23 protein-coding genes are annotated in these 20,748 nt (G+C 71.4%); 9 read left to right on the top strand and 14 right to left on the bottom strand.

All coding sequences use genetic code 11. The features are described 5' to 3' along the window. The first annotated feature begins 3 nt into the window (after positions 1 to 3). Positions 4 to 969, top strand: coding sequence for a protein kinase family protein (locus tag ACH47Z_RS29905; protein ID WP_399079082.1), 966 nt, complete (start codon positions 4 to 6; stop codon positions 967 to 969). Here ACH47Z_RS29905 and ACH47Z_RS29900 read toward each other — a convergent pair. Further along, the gene (locus ACH47Z_RS29900) at positions 888 to 1,931 is read right to left on the bottom strand and encodes an NUDIX domain-containing protein (protein ID WP_399079080.1); all 1,044 of its coding nucleotides are present in this window, start codon (positions 1,929 to 1,931) and stop codon (positions 888 to 890) included. The genes ACH47Z_RS29905 and ACH47Z_RS29900 overlap by 82 nt on opposite strands. 144 nt (positions 1,932 to 2,075) lie before the next feature. Further along, entirely contained in the window at positions 2,076 to 2,270 is a 195-nt protein-coding gene (locus ACH47Z_RS29895) for a hypothetical protein (RefSeq protein ID WP_399079077.1), read from the bottom strand. Positions 2,271 to 2,446: 176 nt separating this feature from the next. Here ACH47Z_RS29895 and ACH47Z_RS29890 point away from each other — a divergent pair, with 176 nt between their 5' ends. The 3 genes from ACH47Z_RS29890 to ACH47Z_RS29880 all read left to right on the top strand — a co-directional run bounded on the left by ACH47Z_RS29890 (position 2,447) and on the right by ACH47Z_RS29880 (position 5,821). Next, on the top strand, positions 2,447 to 2,800 hold the full coding sequence (locus tag ACH47Z_RS29890; RefSeq protein ID WP_399079075.1) for an ADP-ribosylation/crystallin J1: 354 nt from the start codon (positions 2,447 to 2,449) through the stop codon (positions 2,798 to 2,800). Beyond that, positions 2,797 to 3,567, top strand: a complete 771-nt coding sequence (locus tag ACH47Z_RS29885; RefSeq protein WP_399079073.1) for a maleylpyruvate isomerase family mycothiol-dependent enzyme — start codon at positions 2,797 to 2,799, stop codon at positions 3,565 to 3,567. Before ACH47Z_RS29890 ends, ACH47Z_RS29885 begins: the two co-directional genes overlap by 4 nt. 214 nt (positions 3,568 to 3,781) lie before the next feature. Further along, the gene (locus ACH47Z_RS29880; protein WP_399079071.1) at positions 3,782 to 5,821 is read left to right on the top strand and encodes an NPCBM/NEW2 domain-containing protein; all 2,040 of its coding nucleotides are present in this window, start codon (positions 3,782 to 3,784) and stop codon (positions 5,819 to 5,821) included. An 80-nt stretch (positions 5,822 to 5,901) separates the two neighbouring features. On the opposite strand, the gene ACH47Z_RS29875 is transcribed toward ACH47Z_RS29880, so the two are convergent. Next, on the bottom strand, positions 5,902 to 6,312 hold the full coding sequence (locus ACH47Z_RS29875) for a hypothetical protein (RefSeq protein ID WP_270085254.1): 411 nt from the start codon (positions 6,310 to 6,312) through the stop codon (positions 5,902 to 5,904). A 115-nt stretch (positions 6,313 to 6,427) separates the two neighbouring features. Continuing rightward, positions 6,428 to 7,372, bottom strand: coding sequence for an ROK family protein (locus ACH47Z_RS29870; protein ID WP_399079069.1), 945 nt, complete (start codon positions 7,370 to 7,372; stop codon positions 6,428 to 6,430). A 255-nt stretch (positions 7,373 to 7,627) separates the two neighbouring features. Between ACH47Z_RS29870 and ACH47Z_RS29865 the strand changes: the two genes are divergently transcribed. Further along, entirely contained in the window at positions 7,628 to 8,677 is a 1,050-nt protein-coding gene (locus ACH47Z_RS29865) for a LacI family DNA-binding transcriptional regulator (RefSeq protein ID WP_399079066.1), read from the top strand. A 7-nt stretch (positions 8,678 to 8,684) separates the two neighbouring features. Further along, positions 8,685 to 9,413: a hypothetical protein gene (locus ACH47Z_RS29860; protein ID WP_399079064.1), complete on the top strand. Its 729-nt coding sequence runs from the start codon at positions 8,685 to 8,687 to the stop codon at positions 9,411 to 9,413. A gap of 68 nt (positions 9,414 to 9,481) precedes the next feature. Here ACH47Z_RS29860 and ACH47Z_RS29855 read toward each other — a convergent pair whose 3' ends face one another. The 6 genes from ACH47Z_RS29855 to ACH47Z_RS29830 all read right to left on the bottom strand — a co-directional run bounded on the left by ACH47Z_RS29855 (position 9,482) and on the right by ACH47Z_RS29830 (position 14,130). Continuing rightward, positions 9,482 to 10,786, bottom strand: a complete 1,305-nt coding sequence (locus tag ACH47Z_RS29855; RefSeq protein WP_399079062.1) for a DUF6986 family protein — start codon at positions 10,784 to 10,786, stop codon at positions 9,482 to 9,484. A gap of 194 nt (positions 10,787 to 10,980) precedes the next feature. Beyond that, positions 10,981 to 11,943 (bottom strand): electron transfer flavoprotein subunit alpha/FixB family protein, encoded by a 963-nt coding sequence (locus ACH47Z_RS29850; protein WP_399079060.1) that lies wholly within the window; start codon positions 11,941 to 11,943, stop codon positions 10,981 to 10,983. A gap of 52 nt (positions 11,944 to 11,995) precedes the next feature. Then, positions 11,996 to 12,781: an electron transfer flavoprotein subunit beta/FixA family protein gene (locus ACH47Z_RS29845; protein ID WP_399079059.1), complete on the bottom strand. Its 786-nt coding sequence runs from the start codon at positions 12,779 to 12,781 to the stop codon at positions 11,996 to 11,998. Between the two features lie 217 nt (positions 12,782 to 12,998). Beyond that, positions 12,999 to 13,508, bottom strand: a complete 510-nt coding sequence (locus tag ACH47Z_RS29840) for a flavin reductase family protein (RefSeq protein ID WP_399079057.1) — start codon at positions 13,506 to 13,508, stop codon at positions 12,999 to 13,001. Positions 13,509 to 13,552: 44 nt separating this feature from the next. Next, complete coding sequence (locus ACH47Z_RS29835; RefSeq protein WP_399079228.1) at positions 13,553 to 13,633, bottom strand: putative leader peptide; 81 nt, start codon at positions 13,631 to 13,633, stop codon at positions 13,553 to 13,555. 83 nt (positions 13,634 to 13,716) lie between these two features. Then, positions 13,717 to 14,130, bottom strand: a complete 414-nt coding sequence (locus ACH47Z_RS29830; protein WP_399079226.1) for a thioredoxin family protein — start codon at positions 14,128 to 14,130, stop codon at positions 13,717 to 13,719. A gap of 75 nt (positions 14,131 to 14,205) precedes the next feature. On the opposite strand from ACH47Z_RS29830, the gene ACH47Z_RS29825 reads away from it, so the two are divergent. Next, the gene (locus ACH47Z_RS29825) at positions 14,206 to 14,622 is read left to right on the top strand and encodes a DUF4395 domain-containing protein (RefSeq protein WP_399079054.1); all 417 of its coding nucleotides are present in this window, start codon (positions 14,206 to 14,208) and stop codon (positions 14,620 to 14,622) included. A gap of 188 nt (positions 14,623 to 14,810) precedes the next feature. Then, entirely contained in the window at positions 14,811 to 15,539 is a 729-nt protein-coding gene (locus ACH47Z_RS29820) for a lysophospholipid acyltransferase family protein (RefSeq protein WP_399079052.1), read from the top strand. A gap of 195 nt (positions 15,540 to 15,734) precedes the next feature. Here ACH47Z_RS29820 and ACH47Z_RS29815 read toward each other — a convergent pair whose 3' ends face one another. The 4 genes from ACH47Z_RS29815 to ACH47Z_RS29800 form a co-directional block, all read right to left on the bottom strand. Then, positions 15,735 to 16,328, bottom strand: coding sequence for a transglutaminase domain-containing protein (locus ACH47Z_RS29815; protein WP_399079050.1), 594 nt, complete (start codon positions 16,326 to 16,328; stop codon positions 15,735 to 15,737). A gap of 78 nt (positions 16,329 to 16,406) precedes the next feature. Then, positions 16,407 to 17,477, bottom strand: coding sequence for a threonine aldolase family protein (locus tag ACH47Z_RS29810; RefSeq protein WP_399079048.1), 1,071 nt, complete (start codon positions 17,475 to 17,477; stop codon positions 16,407 to 16,409). Further along, complete coding sequence (locus ACH47Z_RS29805) at positions 17,474 to 18,277, bottom strand: SDR family NAD(P)-dependent oxidoreductase (RefSeq protein WP_399079046.1); 804 nt, start codon at positions 18,275 to 18,277, stop codon at positions 17,474 to 17,476. The genes ACH47Z_RS29810 and ACH47Z_RS29805 overlap by 4 nt, the downstream gene beginning before the upstream one ends. Further along, positions 18,274 to 19,671 (bottom strand): DUF6421 family protein, encoded by a 1,398-nt coding sequence (locus tag ACH47Z_RS29800; protein WP_399079044.1) that lies wholly within the window; start codon positions 19,669 to 19,671, stop codon positions 18,274 to 18,276. The genes ACH47Z_RS29805 and ACH47Z_RS29800 overlap by 4 nt, the downstream gene beginning before the upstream one ends. Before the next feature lie 393 nt (positions 19,672 to 20,064). Between ACH47Z_RS29800 and ACH47Z_RS29795 the strand changes: the two genes are divergently transcribed. After that, complete coding sequence (locus ACH47Z_RS29795) at positions 20,065 to 20,748, top strand: glycerophosphodiester phosphodiesterase (RefSeq protein ID WP_399079042.1); 684 nt, start codon at positions 20,065 to 20,067, stop codon at positions 20,746 to 20,748.

Below are 20,748 nucleotides of genomic sequence, written 5' to 3'. Positions count from 1 at the left end.
GAGGTGGCATCTTCCAGCCGCCTCACCGCGCACACCCGCATCGCGAACCGCCTGAACCGGCTCACCGACGAGAAGGTGGCGAAGCTCCTGGCGGCGGCCGAACCACTCGGCACCGGCATCGGCGGCCGGTCCGCACGCCTCCTGGTGGCGGGCCGGCCCGTCTTCGTCAAGCGGGTACCGCTGACGGACCTGGAACGGCTGCCCGGCAACGAGCGCTCCACAGCGAACCTGTTCGGCGTGTCCCCGTACTGCCACTACGGCATCGGCGGCCCCGGGTTCACCGCCTGGCGCGAGCTGGCGGCGCAGCGGACCACCACGCGCTGGGCGCCGGCCGGGCGGTTCCCCGGTGTCCCGCTGCCGCACCACTGGCGCGTACTGCCCGACGAGCCCCGGCACCTGCCGGCCGAACTGGCCGACATGCAGCGGACCGTGGCCTACTGGGGTGGTGGCGCGCAGGTGCGGCGACGGATCGAGGCACTGCGGACGGCCTCGGCGAGCCTGGCCCTGTTCCTGGAGCACGTGCCGTACACCGTGCACGACTGGTTCGAGGGCGAGCTGCGCACCGACCGGCGGACGCCGCCTGTACGTCACCGACGTCGGCCTCGCTCTCGGCTCCGGGTACGACTGGCCGGTGCCGAGCGGGTGTTCGCCGTCCGGCACCAGGACTACGACCGCGCGTACACCGCTCTCCTACCTGGTGAGGAGTTCGTGCGCTCCTGTGCCGCCGGTGCCCGCCCCGAAGGCATCCCACGCACCGCCGCCGCGCTGCTGTCACCGCTGTCCTGGGGGACTTCTTCCGGGCACTGGAGCTGGGCAGAGCTCACGCCGTACCTCGACCAGAGGTGCACCGTGCCTGCGCCGGTGCCGGGCTCGTGCCGTAGCGGCGGTCAGCCGACCAGCACCCCCGCCTCCAGATACAGCACGGTCCCCCGCTCCCGGGCCCGCAGGGCCCAGCGCAGGCGTTCATAGCGGACCGGCGGGAGCATCCCGGCGGCCTCCTGCTCGCTCGCGAAGCGCCAGGCGCGCAGCTCCGGGCCCGGCAGCAGGACCCGGGACGCCGCGCCGGGCTCCAGCCGGCCGCCGTCGAACAGCAGCCGCAGCCCGCCGTAGCCGGGCGGCGCGGGCCGCTCCCAGTCCACGACCAGCAGCCGGGGCACCTCCCGCAGCTCTATCCCGGTCTCCTCGGCGACCTCGCGCATCCCGGCCCGGGCCGGCGCCTCGCCGCGCTCCACCACACCGCCGGGGAACTCCCAGCCGGGCTTGTAGGTGGGGTCCACGAGCAGCACCCGGTCGTGCTCGTCGAAAAGCAGCACCCCGGCGGCGAGCGTCTCGGCGGTCGGCTCCGGGGTCTGCACGATGTCGCAGGGGGGTACGGCACCGCTCGCGACGGCGTCGGCGACACGGACGGCGGTCTCGTACGGGGTCAGGGCGCCGGTGTCCACGAGGTGGGCGTCGGCGGTGAGCCAGGAGGCGAGCGCGGCGCGATAGGGCTCGATGTGGTCGTAGGCCCACTGCCGTACCCGTATCTCGCCGTCGGGCAGGTCCGCGGGCACCTCCCGACCGGCTATTCGCTCGCGCAGGATCGTTTCGGCCGGGGCGAGCAGCAGATGGTGGACGGCGATCCTGCGGGCGGCGAGGCCGCCGAAGATCTCGTCACGGTAGTCCTGGCGGAGCAGGGTCATGGGCACCACGAGGGTTCCGCCCAGCTCGGTGAGCATCGCGGCCGCCGTGTCGACGACCAGTCGGCGCCAGATCGGCAGGTCCTGGAAGTCGCCGACCTCGGCGAGGCGCTTGGGCGGCAGCAGGTGCGTGAGCGACCCGCCGATGACCTCGGGGTCGAAGAGCGTGCTGTTCGGGATCAGTTCGATCAGTTCCCGTGCGGCCGTGGTCTTCCCCGCACCGAACGCGCCGTTGATCCAGACGACGGTCACGGACTCCCCCTCTACCTGTTGGCCCCCTGTGGCTTGCCCGCAACACCCTGCCACGGAAACCCCGCCCCGGTGAGGGCGCCCGTACGGGAGTGCCGGTGCCCCCTGCGGCAGGGGCACCGGCACGCACGCCAGGGATCGCCGGGGCTACTCCTGGGGCAGGACGTGGTCGCCGACCGGGGAGAGGCTGTCCTGGCTGACGAGGTCACCGGCCGAGTGGACGGTGTCCTGGACGCCCAGGTCCCCGAGGGGGCCTTCGTCGGCCGCGTGGGACGGGGTGACGGCGGCCACGACGAATCCGGTGGCCAGGGTGGCGAGGGCGAGAATGCTGCGCTTCTTCATGTGCTGATCAACTACGGAAGCGGCCTTCGGGTCACGCGCACCAGCGCGGTTCCGTGCTCCGGGTCGATCGTCGTGTCCAGGGCGGGCGGCGCGGGGATATTCCGTGGCCCCGGCGATCATCCCGCGCGTATCGTCCGGTCCAGAACTGCCGTGACCGTCCGAGGAAGACGACAGCCATGACCAGCCGCCGCTCCACCACGACCCTCTGGCGCCCGACCGGCCCCGAGGAACTGGAGCTGGTACGCGCACTCGACTGGCGCGCATGGCCGCCCCGGCTGCCCGAGCAGCCGATCTTCTATCCGGTCCTCAACGAGGACTACGCGATCCGGATCGCCCGGGACTGGAATGTCAGACACGACGGCGCCGGTTTCGTGACCCGCTTCGAGGTCGACACGGAGTTCGTCGCTCGCTATCCGGTCCGGCAGGCCGGCGGCGAGACCATCCTGGAGCTGTGGGTGCCGGCCCAGGAACTCGACGAGTTCAACGCACACATCGTCGGACGGATCGAGGTCGTATGCGAGTTCAGGTGAGCGGTCGTGCGCCCTTCGGCTCCGGTGGCGATCCCGTCGGCATCGTCATACGGTCCGGCGACCGGCTCGTGCGGTCCGCGGCCGCCCTGTCCGACGCCGGCCTGCGCGCCCCGTCGGGGCTGCCCGGGTGGACGCGCGGTCAGGTGCTCGCCCATGTCGCCCACAGCGCCGACGCCTATGTGTGGCTGCTGGGGCTCGCGCGCACCGGTCGAACACCGGGCCCGCGCGCGGACGCGGCGACAGCGGCCGCGGCGCTGGAGCGGAACGCGGCACTGCCCGCCGACCGGCTCACGGCCCTGCTGCGGGAGAGCCTCGACCGGTTCACGTCCCACGCGCGCGCGATGCCCGCACCCGCGTGGGACCGGCTGGTCGCGGCGCTGGCCGGCTGGCGGCACCCGGCCTGGTACCTCCTGCTGCGCTGTCTGCGGGAGTTGGAGACCCACCACCTGGACCTCGGCATCGGGTACGGCACGGAGCAGTGGCCGGACACCTACGTCTCCTGGGCGCTGGACGACACCCTCGGCACGCTACGGGCCCAGGGCTTTCCCCTCGCCTCGGTGGAGGCGGTGGACCTCGGCCGGCGCTGGTCCGTGGCGGCGGACGGCCCCTCGGTCACCGGGGCGGGGCACCAGGTGCTCGGCTGGCTCACGGGACGGCTTCCGGCGGACGTACTGAGAACCGGCGACCCGGACCGGCTCCTGCCGCCTCCGCCCGCCTGGCCCCAGCCACCACTCCCGGGTTGGGGCCGCGTCGGCGACGAGGCATGACCTCCGGAAGCGAACACATCCGAACACTCAGCAAGCCCACAGAGTGAATCAGCGCAGCAGTCAAGGCTTCTGACGAGATATCGAACAGTTAGGCACGCCTCTTCCAACACACTCCGACAGGTCCTACCGTAAACGCGCACAGCTGACGCATACATGACGCCCAGGCGGCGCTCATGTCGTCAGCCACGTCTCGCGAGTCGGAGGAACGTCAACGATGCGTCACCCTCACACCCGCACGACCCGCACGACCCGCACCACCCGCCGAAGACTGGCCGGAGCGCTCACCGCCGGGCTGCTGTGCACGGCGGGCCTCGCCGCCCCGGCCGTCGCGGCCCCCGCACAGGCCCCCGCCACGCCCGCCCTGGCCGACGGCCTCGCCCTCACCCCGCCGATGGGCTTCAACAACTGGAACTCCACGCACTGCCGGGCCGACTTCAACGAGGCCATGGTCAAGGGGATCGCGGACCTCTTCGTGGCCAAGGGCCTGAAGAACGCGGGGTATCAGTACGTCAACCTGGACGACTGCTGGGCCCTGCCGGACCGCGACGCGAACGGCAAGCTGGTGCCCGACCCGGCCCGCTTCCCGAACGGCATCAAGGCCGTCGCCGACTACGTCCACGCCAAGGGCCTCAAGCTCGGCATCTACACCAGCGCCGGCGTCAAGACCTGCAACAGCGCGGGCTTCCCCGGCGCGCTCGGCCACGAGTACAGCGACGCACGGCAGTTCGCCGACTGGGGCGTGGACTACCTGAAGTACGACAACTGCAACAACCTCGGCGTCGACGCCAAACAGCGCTACCGGACCATGCGGGACGCGCTCAAGGCGACCGGCCGGCCCATCGTCTACAGCATCTGCGAATGGGGCGAGAACAAGCCCTGGGAGTGGGCGGCGGACGTCGGTCACCTCTGGCGGACCACCGGTGACATCAGCGACAACTGGGGTTCGATGGTGTCGATCCTCAAGCAGAACCTGCCGCTCGCGCCCAACGCCGGCCCCGGCCACTGGAACGACCCCGACATGCTGGAGGTCGGCAACGGCGGCATGACGGACACCGAGTACCGCTCGCACTTCTCCCTCTGGTCGGTCATGGCCGCGCCGCTGCTCATCGGCACCGACCTGCGCAAGGCCACCCAGGCGACCTTCGACATCCTGGACAACAAGGAGGTCATCGCCGTCGACCAGGACCCGCTCGGCAAGCAGGGCACGGTCGTCTCCTCCGCGGGCGGGCGCTGGGTGATCGCCAAGGAGTTGAAGGACGGCAGCCGCGCGGTGGCCCTCTTCAACGAGTCCGGTACCGCCCAGCGGATCGCCACCACCGCGACCGCCGTCGGCCTGCCCGGCGCCCCTGCCTACACCCTGCGGGACCTGTGGCGGCACAGCGGCTCCAACACCGCCGGCACCATCGCGGCCACCGTCCCGGCCCACGGCACGGTGCTGCTGCGCGTCGCGGCCGACCGGCGCTGGGCGGCCTACCCGCCGGCGGCCGAACTCGGCCTGGACGGCAGTCCGTTGCTGGAGGCGGCCACTCCGGCCACGCTGACCGGCACGGTCACCGACCTCGGCCGGACGCCCGCGCGCGGGGTCTCCGTGTCCCTTACCGCCCCCGACGGCTGGACCGTACGGCCCACCACGGCGACAACGGCTGCCGCCTTGGCCACCGGCCGCACCCTGCGCACCGAGTGGAACGTGACCGCCCCGGCCGGGACCCCGACGGGCTCCTACGACCTCACGCTCCGGGCGCGCTACCGCTCACCATCCGGTCAGCGGGTCACCGCCGCCCTCCCGCTCACCGCGTCGGTGGTGGTACGGCCGCCCGCCGGGACGTCGTACCTGAGCGACCTGCCCTGGCTGTCGACCACCAACGGCTGGGGGCCGGTGGAGCGTGACACCAGCAACGGCGAGAACGCTGCGGGCGACGGGCATCCGATCACCGTCGGCGGGGCCGTGTACGCCAAGGGGCTCGGCGTCCATGCCGAAAGTGCCGTCGAGTTCTACACCGGCGGCAGGTGCTCGACGGTCACCGCCCGGGTGGGCCTCGACGACGAGACGGGCACCCGGGGAACCGTCGCCTTCGAGATCCTGGCGGACGGCAGGAAGGCCGCGTCGACCGGTGTGCTCACCCACGCGACACCCGCCCAGGCCATGTCAGCCGACGTGACCGGGGCCCAGGTCGTCCGCCTCGTCGTCACCGACGGCGGGGACGGCATCGACTACGACCACGCGGACTGGGCGGACGCGAAGCTCACGTGCTGAGCGACGGGCCCTGACCGAGGTCACCGCGTGATCGTCGGGTGTTCACCACCCTCGACGATCACGCGGTGACTGTCATCGGCCTACCACCACGCGGTGCAGCGCGCGTAGTTGTCGCCGTTCGCCTGCACGCAGACGCGGGCCAGCGCGGGGTCGTTGTCCGGGATATAGGTGGACTCCTGGGTGTTCCACGGGTCGACCCAGACCCGGTTCTGCAGCCCGTAGAAGTGGTTGGTGTCGCCATCCGGGGCCCAGTCGATCCAGCCCGAACAGGTGGTGCTGCCACCGCTGTTGTTCACGTAGTTCCGGACCTGCCAGCCCCCGCCGCCCGACACGTACTGGGTCATGAGGCTGCCCGAGCAGCCGTTGCTCCAGACCGTGTACTGCGTGGTCTCGGCGGAGGCGACCCCGCCGCCGCCCAGCACCAGCGTGGCGACTCCGGCCAGCGTGCCGGCCCCGACGGCGGCCCGGCGCACGATGCTGCGTGCGTTCATGTTCCGTTCCCTCCCTCATGTGCAGCGTTCGCCGCACATGAGGGATCTTCCTGGACGGCTCCAACAGACGGCCAACGGAGCGCCAACCGCCGAATGGAGCGTCAACTTCCGTTTTTCACAGGGAGGTTGGGGCGGCGACGCGCAAGGCCGCCGCAGCCGCCCCCACCAGCCCCGCGTCCGTTCCCATCTGTGCGGGCACGACCGTCAGGCGCCGGACGAAGGAGAGGGTCGCGTAGTCGGTGAGGGCCTTGCGCAGGGGGGCGAGGAGGATGTCGCCCGCATTGCCGACGCCGCCGCCGATGACCGCGATGTCGATCTCGACCAGGGTCGCGGTGGCCGCGATGCCGGCGGCCAAAGCCTGGGCCGCGCGCTCGAAGGAGGCCACGGCGGCCGGGTCGCCCGCGCGGGCGGCGGCGGCCACCGCGGCGGCCGAGGTGTCGCCGTCGGGGCCCGGACGCCAGCCCTGTTCCAGGGCGCGGCGGGCGATGTTGGGGCCGCTGGCGATGCGCTCCACACAGCCCCGCGAGCCGCACGGGCACGGGTCGCCGTCGAGGTCGACACTGATGTGGCCGATGTGCCCGGCGTTGCCGGTCGGGCCGGGATGCAGCTGCCCGTTCAGGACCAGGCCGCCGCCGACGCCCGTGGAGACCACCATGCACAGCGCGTTGTCGTGGCCGCGCGCCGCGCCCTGCCAGTGCTCGGCCGCGGTGATCGCGACGCCGTCGCCGATCAGCTCGACCGGGAGGCCGCCGGTCGCCGCGCGCACCCGGTCGACCAGCGGGTAGTCGCGCCAGCCCGGCACGTTCACCGGGCTGACGGTGCCCGCCGAGGCGTCCACCGGGCCGGCGCTGCCGATGCCGAGGGCACCGGCGCGGCCCCACAGCGGCGAGCCGGCGAGCTCGCCGAGCACCTCCTCCACGGCCCGCATGACCGTTTCGCCATCCTGCTGGGCGGGCGTACCGCGCTGAGCGCGCGCCAGGATGCGGCCGCCGTCGTCCACCAGGGCGCCGGCGATCTTGGTGCCACCGATGTCCAGGGCCGCCACGAGGTCGGTGTGCATGAGAGTCAGATCTCCCCGTCGAAGCTTGAGAACCAAAGGGAAAGGCCGGTCAAGCGGTGGGGGCGCAGGCCGACAGACAGCGGTGGACAGTCTCTCTCGCATCTGACAACGTTGTCCAGGCTCTATGCTCGACGCCACATCCTCATACGAACCGCCGGCTCGGCGCACCCCCTCGGCACACACCGGGGACCCACCGGCCGCGCGGACCGGACGAACAAGCCCACCGGACGAGACGACAGGACAGGACGCCGTATCGTGCCCGACACCACTCGCCCCGCAGACCGCCTGCCCGGCACCCGCTACGGCAACCGCCCGACGATGAAGGACGTGGCGGCACGGGCCGGTGTCGGACTGAAGACGGTCTCCCGGGTGGTCAACGGCGAGCCCGGCGTCACCCCGGACACCGAGCGCCGGGTGCAGGAGGCCATCGACGCGCTGGGCTTCCGCCGCAACGACAGCGCCCGGGTGCTGCGCAAGGGCCGTACGGCGAGCATCGGCCTGGTGCTGGAGGACCTCGCCGACCCGTTCTACGGCCCGCTCAGCCGCGCCGTCGAGGAGGTGGCCCGGGCCCATGGCGCCCTGCTCATCAACGGCTCCAGCGCCGAGGACCCGGAGCGCGAGCAGGAACTGGCGCTGGCGCTGTGCGCACGGCGGGTGGACGGGCTGGTCGTCATCCCGGCCGGGGACGACCACCGCTATCTCGAGCCGGAGATCAGGGCCGGCGTGGCGACGGTGTTCGTGGACCGTCCGGCCGGGCGGATCGACGCCGACGTGGTCCTGTCGGACAGCTTCGGCGGTGCCCGGGGTGGCGTGGCCCATCTGATCGCGCACGGCCACCGCCGCATCGGGTTCATCGGCGACATGCCCCGCATCCACACCGCCGCCGAACGGCTGCGCGGCTACCGGGCGGCCATGGAAGACGCCGGGATACCGGTCGAGGACGCCTGGATGTCCCTCGGGCAGACGAACCCGGAGCGGGTGCGCAGGGCGGCGGAGGAGATGCTCTCCGGGCCCGCGCCCGTCACCGCGATCTTCACGGGCAACAACCGGGTGACGGTCACCGTGATCCGGGTCCTGGCCGAGCAGTCCCGCCGGGTCGCCCTGGTCGGCTTCGACGACTTCGAACTCGCCGACCTGCTCCAGCCGGGCGTCACGGTCGTCGCCCAGGACGCGGCCGCCCTCGGCCGTACGGCCGCCGAGCGCCTCTTCCGTCAGCTGGACGGCGGCCTCGTCACCCCGGAGCGCATCGAACTGCCCACCCGGCTGATCACGCGCGGCTCGGGCGAGCTGCCGCCGGCCGACTGAGCCGCGCATGACGGGACGCACCCTGGCGGAGCTCGGCCTCGCCGAGACCCCCCGCGACCATCCGCTGACCTATCCCGGCGCCTGGCCCGCCGACTCCGGGCTACTGCACGGCGACCGGATGCTCCCGCTGGAGCGCCTGGTGTACGACGACCGGGTGCCGGTGCTCGCCGTCGGCTCCAACGCCTGTCCGGGCCACCTGCGGTACAAGATGGCCGGGTCCGGGATCGACTCCCCGCTGCCGATGGTGCGCACGCGGGTGACGGGCCTCGACGTGGGCGTCTCGGGGCACGTCAGCCTCATGGGCTATATCTCCGCGTCTCCCGTCAAGTGCCCCGATGTGTCAAGGGAGTTGTTCGTCATCTGGCTGGACCGGCGCCAGCTGGAGGCGATCGACGCGAGTGAGCCCAACTTCTGGCGGGTCTGGCTGCCCGCGCGGGACGTGCGGGTCGAACTGCCGGACGGCACGGTGCTCTTGGGTGTGTACTCGTACGTCAACCGGCACGGGGTCCTGCGTGACGGCGCCGGTGTGCCGCGCCGGCATCCGGGACAGCGCCCCTTACTCACCGAACTCCTCCTGGAATCCGCCCCGTTGCGGGAGCTGTTCGGGGTCACGCCGGAGGAGTTCGTCGCCCGGGTCCAGGCGGATCCCGGGCTGAGCCCACTGGGCACACGGCTGTTCGCCGAGCAGAGGTGGGTGACGCGGTCGGGGCTCGAACCGTACGCCGGGCCGGACTGAGCCACCACGCACGCCCCACCGCCCCGGGTCGGCGTCCGGGGCGGTGGCGGACTCGGCTGTCTCCGCCGCTACGTGCGCTGGGCCGAGGCGGTCAGGTCGCCGCGCCGGGGCGCCGCGAAGCCCTCCAGGTCGGCGCGGGTCAGGCCGGTCAGGCGGGCGACCTCGGCGATGTCGAGGGCACCGCAGTCCAGGCCGCGCAGCAGATAACCGCTGAGGGCCTTGGCGGTGGCGGGCTCGTCCATCACGTCGCCGCCGACGCGGCCCGCGTACCGGGCGAGGCGGCCGGCGGCCTGCTCGAAGCCCTCGCGGTAGAAGGCGAAGACGGCGGCGTAGCGGGTCGGGATGTGACCCGGGTGCATGTCCCAGCCCTGGTAGTAGGCGCGGGCGAGGGCGCGGCGGGTGAGGCCGTAGTGCAGCCGCCAGGCGTCGTGGACCTTGGCCGTCGGGCCGACGGGCAGGACGTTCGTCGAGCCGTCGGAGACGCGTACGCCGGTGCCCGCCGCCGCGACCTGCATGATCGCCTTGGCGTGGTCGGCGGCCGGGTGGTCGCTGGCCTGGTAGGCGGCGGACACGCCGAGGCAGGCGCTGTAGTCGAAGGTGCCGTAGTGCAGTCCGGTGGCGCGGCCCTCGGCGGCCTGGATCATCCGGGCGACAGTCGCCGTGCCGTCGGTGGCGAGGATGGACTGGCTGGTCTCGATCTGGATCTCGAAGCCGAGCCGCCCGGCCTGAAGCCCGTGCGCCTTCTCGAAGGCCTCCAGGAGCCGTACGAAGGCGCCGACCTGCTCGGCGTACGTCACCTTGGGCAGGGTGAGGACCAGCCCTTCAGGCAGGCCGCCCGCCTCCATCAGCCCGGTGAGGAAGACGTCGAGGGTGCGGATGCCCCGGGCGCGGACGGCCGCTTCCATGCACTTCATGCGGATGCCCATGTACGGCGCCGCCGTGCCGTTCTGGTACGCCTCCGCGATCAGGCGGGCCGCGCGGGCCGCCGTCGCGTCCTCCTCGGCGTCGGGGCGGGGGCCGTAGCCGTCCTCGAAGTCGACGCGCAGGTCCTCGATGGGCTCGCGCTCCAGCTTGGCGCGGACGCGCGAGTAGACCGGCTCGGCGAGTTCGTCGGCGAGGCCGAGGACGGCCGCGAAGGAGGCGGCGTCGGGGGCGTGCTCGTCGAGGGCGGCCAGGGCCTGGTCGCCCCAGGAGCGGATGGTGCCGGCGGCGAAGGCGTCACCGGGGACGTAGACGGTGTGGACGGGCTGCCGGGTGCCGGGGTCCCCGGGGTAGCGGCGCTCGAGCTCCGCGTCGACCGGTGCGAGGGAGGCGCTGATCTCCTCGCTGACGGCGCCCGCGAGGCTCGTCGCCACCTTCTCCTGCTGACCCATCCCACACCCTCCAGTTTTCCGCTGTACGGAATCGATAATCCGCAGAATGAAGTTATCCGGGTGGTTCTCGCTGGTCAACACCCCGTCCGGACCCTGGTCGGCCGCCGGAGGAATCGGGGGATCCGTCATCAGGATGCACCGAGGCCCCGGTGACCGCGCAGGTCACCGGGGCCTCGGACAGCGCCTGGCCGGGCTCAGCCCTTGCGGGCCTTGATCTCCTCGGTCAGCTGGGGGACGACGTCGAAGAGGTCGCCGACGACGCCGTAGTCGACCAGCTCGAAGATCGGGGCCTCGGCGTCCTTGTTGACGGCCACGATCGTCTTGGAGGTCTGCATACCGGCGCGGTGCTGGATCGCGCCGGAGATGCCGTTGGCGATGTACAGCTGCGGCGAGACCGACTTACCGGTCTGGCCGACCTGGTTGGTGTGCGGGTACCAGCCGGCGTCGACGGCGGCACGCGAGGCGCCGACGGCCGCACCGAGGGAGTCGGCGAGCGCCTCGATGATCGAGAAGTTCTCGGCGCCGTTCACGCCACGGCCACCGGAGACCACGATCGCGGCCTCGGTCAGCTCCGGACGGCCCGTCGACTCACGCGGGGTGCGCGCGGTGACCTTGGTGCCGGTCGCCTTGTCCGAGAAGGACACGGCGAGCGCCTCGACCGCACCGGCGGCCGGGGCGGCCTCGACGGCGGCCGAGTTCGGCTTGACGGTGATGACCGGGGTGCCCTTGATGACGCGGGACTTGGTGGTGAAGGACGCGGCGAACACCGACTGGGTGGCCACCGGGCCCTCGTCGCCGGCCTCGAGGTCGACGGCGTCGGTGATGATGCCGGAGCCGATGCGCAGCGCCAGGCGGGCGGCGATCTCCTTGCCCTCGGCGGAGGACGGGACCAGCACGGCGGCCGGGGAGACGGCCTCGTAGGCGGCCTGCAGGGCGTCCACCTTCGGCACGACCAGGTAGTCGGCGTACTCGGAGGCGTCGTGCGTGAGGACCTTCACCGCGCCGTGCTCGGCGAGCGCGGCGGCGGTGTCGGCGGCGCCGTTGCCCAGCGCGACGGCGACGGGCTCGCCGATGCGGCGGGCCAGGGTCAGCAGCTCGAGGGTGGGCTTGCGGACGGCGCCGTCCACGTGGTCGACGTAGACGAGGACTTCAGCCATGGGATTGCTCTCCTGCGTAACGAAGTTGAGGGGCGGTCAGCGGGGCGAGCCCTTAGATGAACTTCTGGCTCGCGAGGAACTCAGCGAGCTGCTTGCCGCCCTCGCCCTCGTCCTTGACGATGGTGCCGGCCGTGCGGGCCGGACGCTCGTTGGCCTCGTCGACCTTGGTGAACGCGCCGTCCAGGCCGACCTCCTCGGCCTCGATGTCCAGGTCGGACAGGTCCCAGGACTCCACCGGCTTCTTCTTGGCCGCCATGATGCCCTTGAAGGACGGGTAACGCGCCTCGCCCGACTGGTCGGTCACGGAGACGACGGCCGGGAGGGAGGCCTCGAGCTGCTCGCTGGCGGCGTCGCCGTCGCGGCGGCCCTTGACCGTCCCGTCCTCGACGGAGACCTCGGAGAGCAGGGTGACCTGCGGGACGCCGAGCCGCTCGGCCACGAGGGCCGGGACGATACCGCCGGTGCCGTCGGTGGAGGCCATGCCGGAGATCACCAGGTCGTAGCCGGCCTTCTCGATCGCCTTGGCCAGCACCAGGGAGGTGCCGATGGCGTCGGTGCCGTGCAGGTCGTCGTCCTCGACGTGGATGGCCTTGTCGGCACCCATGGACAGGGCCTTGCGGAGCGCGTCCTTGGCGTCCTCGGGGCCGACCGTCAGGACGGTGACCTCGGCGTCGTCCGCGTCCTCCGCGATCTGCAGCGCCTGCTCGACCGCGTACTCGTCCAGTTCGGAGAGCAGACCGTCCACGTCGTCGCGGTCGACGGTCAGGTCATCGGCGAAGTGCCGGTCGCCAGTGGCGTCGGGCACGTACTTCACAGTGACAACGATCCTCAAGCTCACGCCGGCTCTCCTACTGCATCGTCATTTCCGGGCTGCCTCTTGCAGGCAGCATAGGCGCCTCAAGCGGCCGATCCCGATCGGGGCGTCCGCGCGCTCCGAACGAAATATTACTCGTCAGTACACCCAGTTCATGCCCGCTAAGCAAGCGCTTTGAACTGTGACCTTCGCAACGCAGCGTAACCGGAACTCGACGCGCGCGCAGGGGCGACGGGCGTGATCAATCCCGCAGGCCGTTGAAGCGGCCCTGGTGGTAGAGGAGCGGGCGGCCGGCGCCCGAGGGGTCACCGAGAACGACCTCGGCGAGCACGATCCGGTGATCACCGGCAGGGACGCGGCCGACGATCCGGCAGACCAGCCAGGCGAGCACGTCGTCGAGCACCGGTACGCCTTCCGGGCCCTCGCGCCAGACCGTGGGCGCCCCGAAGCGGTCGGCGCCGCTACGGGCGAAGGTGGCGGCCAGCTCGCCCTGGTGCTCACCGAGTATGTGCACGCCGACATGCTCCGTCTCGGCTATCGCGGGCCAACTGGACGCGCCTGTGCCGATGCCGAAGGAGACCAGCGGGGGCTCGGCGGAGACCGAGGTGAGGGAGGTGGCGGTGAAGCCGACCGGACCGGAGGCACCGCGCGCGGTGATCACCGCGACACCGGCGGCGTGCCGGCGGAAGGTCGAGCGCAGCAGGTCGGGCGAGGCGAGCTGAGGGGTGCCGAGTTCGGGCGTGGCCGTCATGGAGTTGTCCTTCTGCCGAGGGGGACGTGCCGATGCGTAGCTGCTCAACAGCCCGGACAGCACGCGCTCGCGGTGCGGGCGAGGTCGACGTGGACCCGCCCGTGGAGAAGGAGTTCGATCGGCATACGGTCAGGCTGACGATAGGTGGTGCGCACAGTCAAGTGCGATCCGGGATCCGGAAGGCGCCGTACCGCTGCCTGATGCACCCTCACACCGCCTCCCCCAGAGCCGCGATGACGTCGGCCTTGCGGGGCTGCCCGGTGGCGCGCCGCACCACGCGGCCGCCCGCGTCGAGGACGAGCACGGTGGGCGTCTTGAGAATCTCCAGTTCCCGTACGAGACCCAGGTGGGCCTCGGCGTCGATCTCGACGTGTGTCACGCCGGGCACCATCTCCGCCACCTCGCCGAGGATGCGCCAGGTGGCCCGGCAGGGCGCGCAGAAGGCACTCGAGAACTGCACGAGCGTGGCCCGCTCCCCCAGTTCGCCGCCCAGTTCGGCGGCTCCCAGCCGCACGCCGTCGTCCCGCCCGCGCACCCGCACTCTCCCGCTCCGCCGCTTGTGCAGCACTCCGAAGGCGCTCGCCACGACGAACACCGCCACACACACCACCAGTCCGGCCATCATGGGCACAAGCATTCATCAGACTGCAAAGATTCCCGCCTCCCGCGAGAGTTCCCGTTGCGGAATGCTGGCTTCATGGACATCGACGTGAGAGGGCCGCGCTTCGGGGCGGCCGTGACGACGGCCGTGCTGGCCGTGGCCCTGATCACACAGAACGCCTGGCTGCTGGGCTGGCAGACGCTGGCGTTCGCGCTCGGCGCGGCCGGGGGTGTGCAGCGATCGCCGTACGGCTGGGCGTTCCGCACGGCCGTACGGCCGCGGCTGGGACCGCCGAGGGAGTTCGAGGCACCGGAGCCGCCGCGGTTCGCGCAGGCGGTGGGGCTGGTGTTCGCGGGGCTCGGGCTGGTCGGGTTCACCGTCGGGCCGCAGTGGCTGGGACTGGCCGCGACGGCGCTGGCGCTCGCCGCCGCCTTCCTGAACGCGGCGTTCGGGTACTGCCTGGGGTGCGAGATGTTCCTGCTGCTGAAGAGGGCCACGGTGCGGGCGGAGTAAAGGGGACCAAAGGATCCGAGGTGGGATGTAGGCCGACGTGACGAGGATCTCGCCGCCGCGGGGCACCAGGACTGGCTACCGGTCCGTTCTTCGGGCACGATCTGCGAGACGCCGTAAACCTACGGCTGCGTAACTTTCCCGCCGGGATCCCCCTTTCCCGAGCAGAGCAGAAAGGGTCCACCCCGCCCATGGCAGAGCTGGTCTACCGTCCCGTCGTCGGATTCGCCAGGACGCTGTTCAAGGTCTGGGACCTGAAGATCGACTGCCAGGGGTCGGCGAACATCCCGCGCTCGGGCGGCGCCGTGCTGGTGAGCAATCACATCAGCTACCTGGACTTCGTCTTCAACGGCCTGGCGGCCCTGCCGCAGAAGCGCCTGGTGCGGTTCATGGCCAAGGAGTCGGTCTTCCGGCACAAGGTCTCCGGCCCGCTGATGCGCGGCATGAAGCACATCCCGGTGGACCGGGGCCAGGGCGAGGCAGCCTACGCGCACGCGCTGGACTCGCTGCGCTCCGGCGAGGTCATCGGGGTCTTCCCGGAGGCCACGATCTCCCAGTCCTTCACCCTGAAGAGCTTCAAGTCGGGCGCGGCACGCCTCGCCCAGGAAGCGGGCGTCCCGCTCGTCCCGATGGCCGTGTGGGGCACGCAGCGCCTGTGGACGAAGGGCCACCCCCGCAACTTCAAGCGCAACCACCTGCCCGTCACGATCCGCGTCGGCGAGCCGGTCGAGGCACCTCGCGACCAGTACGCGGGCGCCATCACCCGCCGCCTCCGCGAGACCGTCCAGGATCTCCTGGATGCCGCCCAGCGCGCCTACCCCGGTCGTCCCAAGGGCGCCGAGGACTCCTGGTGGCTGCCGGCCCACCTGGGGGGTACGGCACCGACCGCGGAGCAACTGCGCGCGGCCGAGGCGCACTGAGCCTGCGGCGTTCGGCCGAGGTTCGCCGTGCTGCGGGCACGTGCGACCAAGGCGGTCTGGCTGGCGCCGCCCGTCCATGAGATGGCCCTGGACGGACCCGCTCACCGGCCTGCCGCAGTGGGCGAGATGGGCCCGTTCGGCGTCGTAGAGGCCCCGTGACTCATGGGCCGCGGGCGGGGTGGGGCACCGTCCGCCTCAGAGCGCGTCCGGCAGTGTCTTCCACAGGTACGACCGGTCCGGCGCGGCCTTCAGGGCCCCGAGGACGAGCGGATGCGGCTCGGCGTACAGGACCGGATAGTCCGCCTCCCCGGACGCGGGGTCGGGGATCCAGGCCAGCCGTTCGCCGTCCAGGGAGAACCGCGCGTCCACACCCGGCTTGTTGCCGCGCGGATCCTGCCGGTGCCAGGCGCCGTGGAAGCGTACGGCGACGAGGCCGTGTACGGCGTGACCGCTGCCGTCGTCGTGCATCAGCCGTTGGTAGCACAGGGCCGTCGGGATGTCCTCGGCCCGCAGCAGCGCGGCCAGGGCGTGGGCCTTGGCGTAGCAGATGCCGGTGCGCTGCTCCAGTACGTCCGAGGCGCGCCAGGTGACGCGCGGGTCGCCGGCGTCAGCGGAGTGCGGGATGGTGTCGCGCACGAATTCATAGGCAGCGCGTGCATAGGCATACGAGTCCGCTGCTCCGTCGGCCAGTCGGGCGGCCGTCTCCCGGACGACGGGGTGGTGATGGTCGATGACCTCGTCGGCGGCCAGGTAGGCGGAGAGGTCGGCGATGTTCTGGATCAGCTCCATGGACGCAGAGCATAGAAACGCGGCCACCCGAGCGTCAATGACTTTTCAGGTGACCGCATATCTATGCACAATCCGGGGCTAGCGTGCCATCTCCTCCTTGAGCGCCGCCACGAAGGCGTCGACGTCCTCCTCCGTGGTGTCGAAGGAGCACATCCAGCGCACCACGCCGGCGGCCTCGTCCCAGAAGTAGAACCGGAACCGCTTCTGCAGCCGCTCGCTCACGTCGTGCGGAAGCTTCGCGAAGACACCGTTGGCCTGCACCGGGTAGAGGATCTCCACCCCGTGCACCGCGCGCACGCCCTCGGCGAGGCGCTGGGCCATCTCGTTGGCGTGCCGGGCGTTGCGCAGCCACAGGTCCTTCGCCAGCAGCGCCTCCAACTGCACCGACACGAAGCGCATCTTGGAGGCCAGCTGCATCGACATCTTCCGCAGGTGCTTCATCTGCCGCACCGCGTCCTGGTTGATGACCACGACCGCCTCGCCGAAGACGGCGCCGTTCTTGGTCCCGCCCAGCGAGAGGATGTCGACGCCGACCGCGTTGGTGAACGTCCGCATGGGCACGTTCAGCGAGGCGGCCGCGTTGGCTATGCGCGAACCGTCCAGGTGCACCTTCATGCCGTGGGCGTGGGCGTGCTCGCAGATCGCCCGGATCTCGTCCGGCGTGTAGAGCGTGCCCAGCTCCGTGCTCTGGGTGATCGAGACGACCTGCGGCATGGCGCGGTGCTCGTCGTCCCAGCCGTACGCCTGCCGGTCGATCAGCTCGGGCGTGAGCTTGCCGTCGGGCGTGGGCACGGTGAGCAGCTTCAGACCGCCCATGCGCTCGGGGGCGCCGCCCTCGTCGACGTTGATGTGCGCGCTCTCGGCGCAGATCACCGCGCCCCAGCGGTCGGTGACCGCCTGGAGCGCGACGACGTTCGCGCCGGTGCCGTTGAAGACCGGGAAGGCCTCCGCGGTCGAGCCGAAGTGGCCGCGGATGATCCGCTGGAGGTTCTCGGTGTACTCGTCCTCGCCGTACGCCACCTGATGGCCGCCGTTGGCCAGGGCCAGGGCGGCCAGCACCTCGGGGTGGGCTCCGGCGTAGTTGTCACTGGCGAAACCGCGGACCTGCGGGTCGTGGTGGCGACGCGCGTCGGTCTTGGGAGGGTTCACGGCTTCTCGGTCAGCCACAGGCGGTTTCCGTTCACTTCGGCGGCGGTCTTGCCCCAGACGCCCTCGATGGCCTCGGCCAGGTCCTTGACGTCCGTGAAGCCCGCGAACTTCGCGTTGGGGCGTTCGGCGCGCATCGCGTCGTGCACCAGCGCCTTCACCACCAGGATGGCAGCCGCCGAGCGCGGTCCCTCAGCGCCCTCGGTGATCCCGGCCTTGCGGAAGCCGTCGGCCATGGCGAGCGTCCAGGCCTCGGCGGCGGCCTTGGCCGCGGAGTAGGCCGCGTTGCCCGCGGTGGGCTTCGACGCGCCGGCGGCGCTGATCAGCAGATAGCGGCCGCGGTCGCTGCGCTGCAGGGCGTCGTAGAAGGCCAGCGAGGTGTGCTGGACGGTGCGGATCAGCAGCTTCTCCAGCAGGTCCCAGTCCGCGAGGTCGGTCTCGGCGAAGGTCGCGCTGCCGCGCCAGCCGCCGACCAGGTGGACCAGGCCGTCGATCCGGCCGTGTTCCTTCTCGATCCGGTCGGCCCAGGCCCGGGTGTTGTCCAGGTCGAGCAGGTCGACCGTCTCGCCGGTGACCGTGGCGCCGCCGCGCGCGTAGCGGGCCGCGTCCACGGCCTCCGCCAGGCGCACGGGATTGTTGTCGGCGCCGACGACGACCGCGCCGGCCTCGGCGAGCCGGACCAGCGTCGCGTGCCCGGCGGGTCCGCCCGCGCCGGCCACCGCGATCACCGCACCGCTGAGAGACCCGTTCCCCACCATGTTCTTCCCCTTGTTCGCAGCAGTGTTCTGGACGCGGTCGCTCATGCGGCGACCGGCTCGGCGCTGTCCGCCGTGATGCCCCTGGTGGCGGCGATCACATTCTTCAGCTTCTTGGACAGGGCCTCGTAGAACATGCTCAGCGGAAACTCGTCCGGAAGCACGTCGTCCACGAGCTTGCGCGGCGGCTGGGTCAGGTCCAGCGCGTCCGGGCCCTTGGCCCACTTGGAGCCGGGGTGCGGGGCGAGGTAGGTGGAGACCAGCTCGTAGCCGGCGAACCAGTGCACCAGCTTCGGGCGGTCGATGCCGTCCTTGTAGAGCATCTCGATCTCGGCGCACAGCTGGTTGGTGACCTGCGGGGCGCGCTCCCAGTCGATGGCGAGCTTGTTGTCGGTCCAGCGCAGCACGTCGTGCTTGTGCAGGTAGGCGAAGAGCAGCTGGCCGCCGAGGCCGTCGTAGTTGCGGTTGCGGTCGCCGGTGACCGGGAAGCGGAACATCCGGTCGAAGAGCACCGCGTACTGCACGTCACGGGCCTGCGGGACGCCGTCCGCCTGGAGCTTGACGGCCTCCTTGAAGGCGGTGAGGTCGCAGCGCAGCTCCTCCAGGCCGTACATCCAGAACGGCTGGCGCTGCTTGATCATGAAGGGGTCGAACGGCAGGTCGCCGTGGCTGTGGGTGCGGTCGTGGACCATGTCCCACAGCACGAAGGCCTCTTCGCAGCGCTTCTGGTCGTGGACCATCGCGGCGATGTCCTCGGGCAGCTGAAGGCCCAGGATGTCGACGGCGGCCTCGGTGACCCGGCGGAAGCGGGCGGCCTCGCGGTCGCAGAAGATGCCACCCCAGGAGAAACGTTCCGGCGCCTCGCGTACGGCGATGGTCTCCGGGAAGAGGACGGCCGAGTTGGTGTCGTAACCGGAGGTGAAGTCCTCGAACGTGATGCCGCAGAACAAGGGGTTGTCGTAGCGGGTGCGCTCCAGCTCGGCCAGCCAGTCCGGCCAGACCATGCGCAGCACGACCGCCTCCAGGTTGCGGTCCAGGTTGCCGTTCTGCGTGTACATCGGGAAGACGACCAGGTGCTGCAGGCCGTCCGCGCGGTTCGCGGCGGGCTGGAAGGCCAGCAGGGAGTCCAGGAAGTCCGGCACCTCGAAGCCGCCCTCGGACCAGCGGCGCAGGTCCTGCACCACGGCCTCGTGGTAGGCCTTGTCGTGCGGGAGCAGCGGGGAGAGCTGCTCGACCGCCTCGACGACACGCCGTACGGCGGCCTCGGCGTCAGCCTGGGCGGGGGCGCCCTCGGCCGCGAAGTCGATCGACCCGTCCTTGCTCTGCCATGGCCGGATCTGCTCCACGGCATCCTTGAGCACGGGCCAAGCCGGATGCTCGATCACCCTCGTCGACGAAGGAATCTGCCCCTTCAAAGCCGCCTGCACAAGAATTTCCGTCATGTCCCATCCTCCACGGGAGAACCTCGCGTATGGACACCGTATGCATACCCGGTTTCCGCCATCAAGAGGCAGCCCGGGAAATTTTCCTGTCCAGTCCCATGGTCACGGATGTTTTTCCTGCCGTAAACCGTGACGACGCTCACTTCCGCCGAGTACCCCTGATCCCGGCGCAGTAGCGATCCGGTCGGTCAAGGAGGCGGAGACTCGCCCACGAGCGGGTGACGACTGGGGCGCATTCCGGCCAGTTGGGGCGCGCGGCGTGCACCCGTACGGCCTGCACGTGCGGGTTCATCGCGGGTCCCGGCGATTAGGCTGCGAGCCTGGCCCGCGCGGACGACGGCGTCCGCCCGTCCCGCGCGCGCCGAGCCGCCGTCGACGGAAGCGAGTCGAACCTTGAACTTCCTTACCATCGGTCACCGCGGGGTCATGGGTGTCGAGCCCGAGAACACCCTTCGTTCCTTCGTCGCCGCGCAGGACGCCGGCCTCGATCTCATCGAACTCGATCTGCACCTGAGCAAGGACGGCGCCCTGGTCGTCATGCACGACGCGGAGGTGGACCGTACGACCGACGGCTCCGGGCCGATCGCCGAGAAGACCCTGGCCGAGCTGCGCGCCCTCGACGCGGGCCGCGGCGAGCGGGTGCCGGTGTTCGAGGAGGTGCTGGACGTGGTGCACACGCCGTTGCAGGCCGAGATCAAGGATGTGGCGGCGGCCCGGGCACTGGCGAAGGTCATGCACGAGCGGGACCTGGTGGGGCGGGTGGAGGTGTCCTCGTTCCACGACGAGGCGGTCGCCGAGATCGCCCGGCTGGTGCCCGGGGTGCGCACCGCGCTGATCGCCGGGCGCTATGGCACCGACGTGGTGGAGCGGGCCGTGGCGGTCGGCGCCCCGACCCTGTGTCTGAACATCCGCCGGATCACCCTGGAGATCGTCGAGCATGCGCGCGCGTCCGGGCTGCGGATCATCGGCTGGGTGGTCAACACGCAGGACCATCTGCGGCTGGTGCGCGCCCTGGAGCTGGACGGCGCGGCGACCGACTTCCCGGAGATCAAACGGACGGCCCGCTTCACCGCGTGA

Origin of the sequence: Streptomyces sp. NPDC020192, assembly GCF_044388685.1 — a bacterium.
GTDB lineage: Bacteria > Actinomycetota > Actinomycetes > Streptomycetales > Streptomycetaceae > Streptomyces.
Note: the sequence above shows the minus strand (reverse complement) of the source record. Positions and strands in the feature narration are given on the sequence as shown.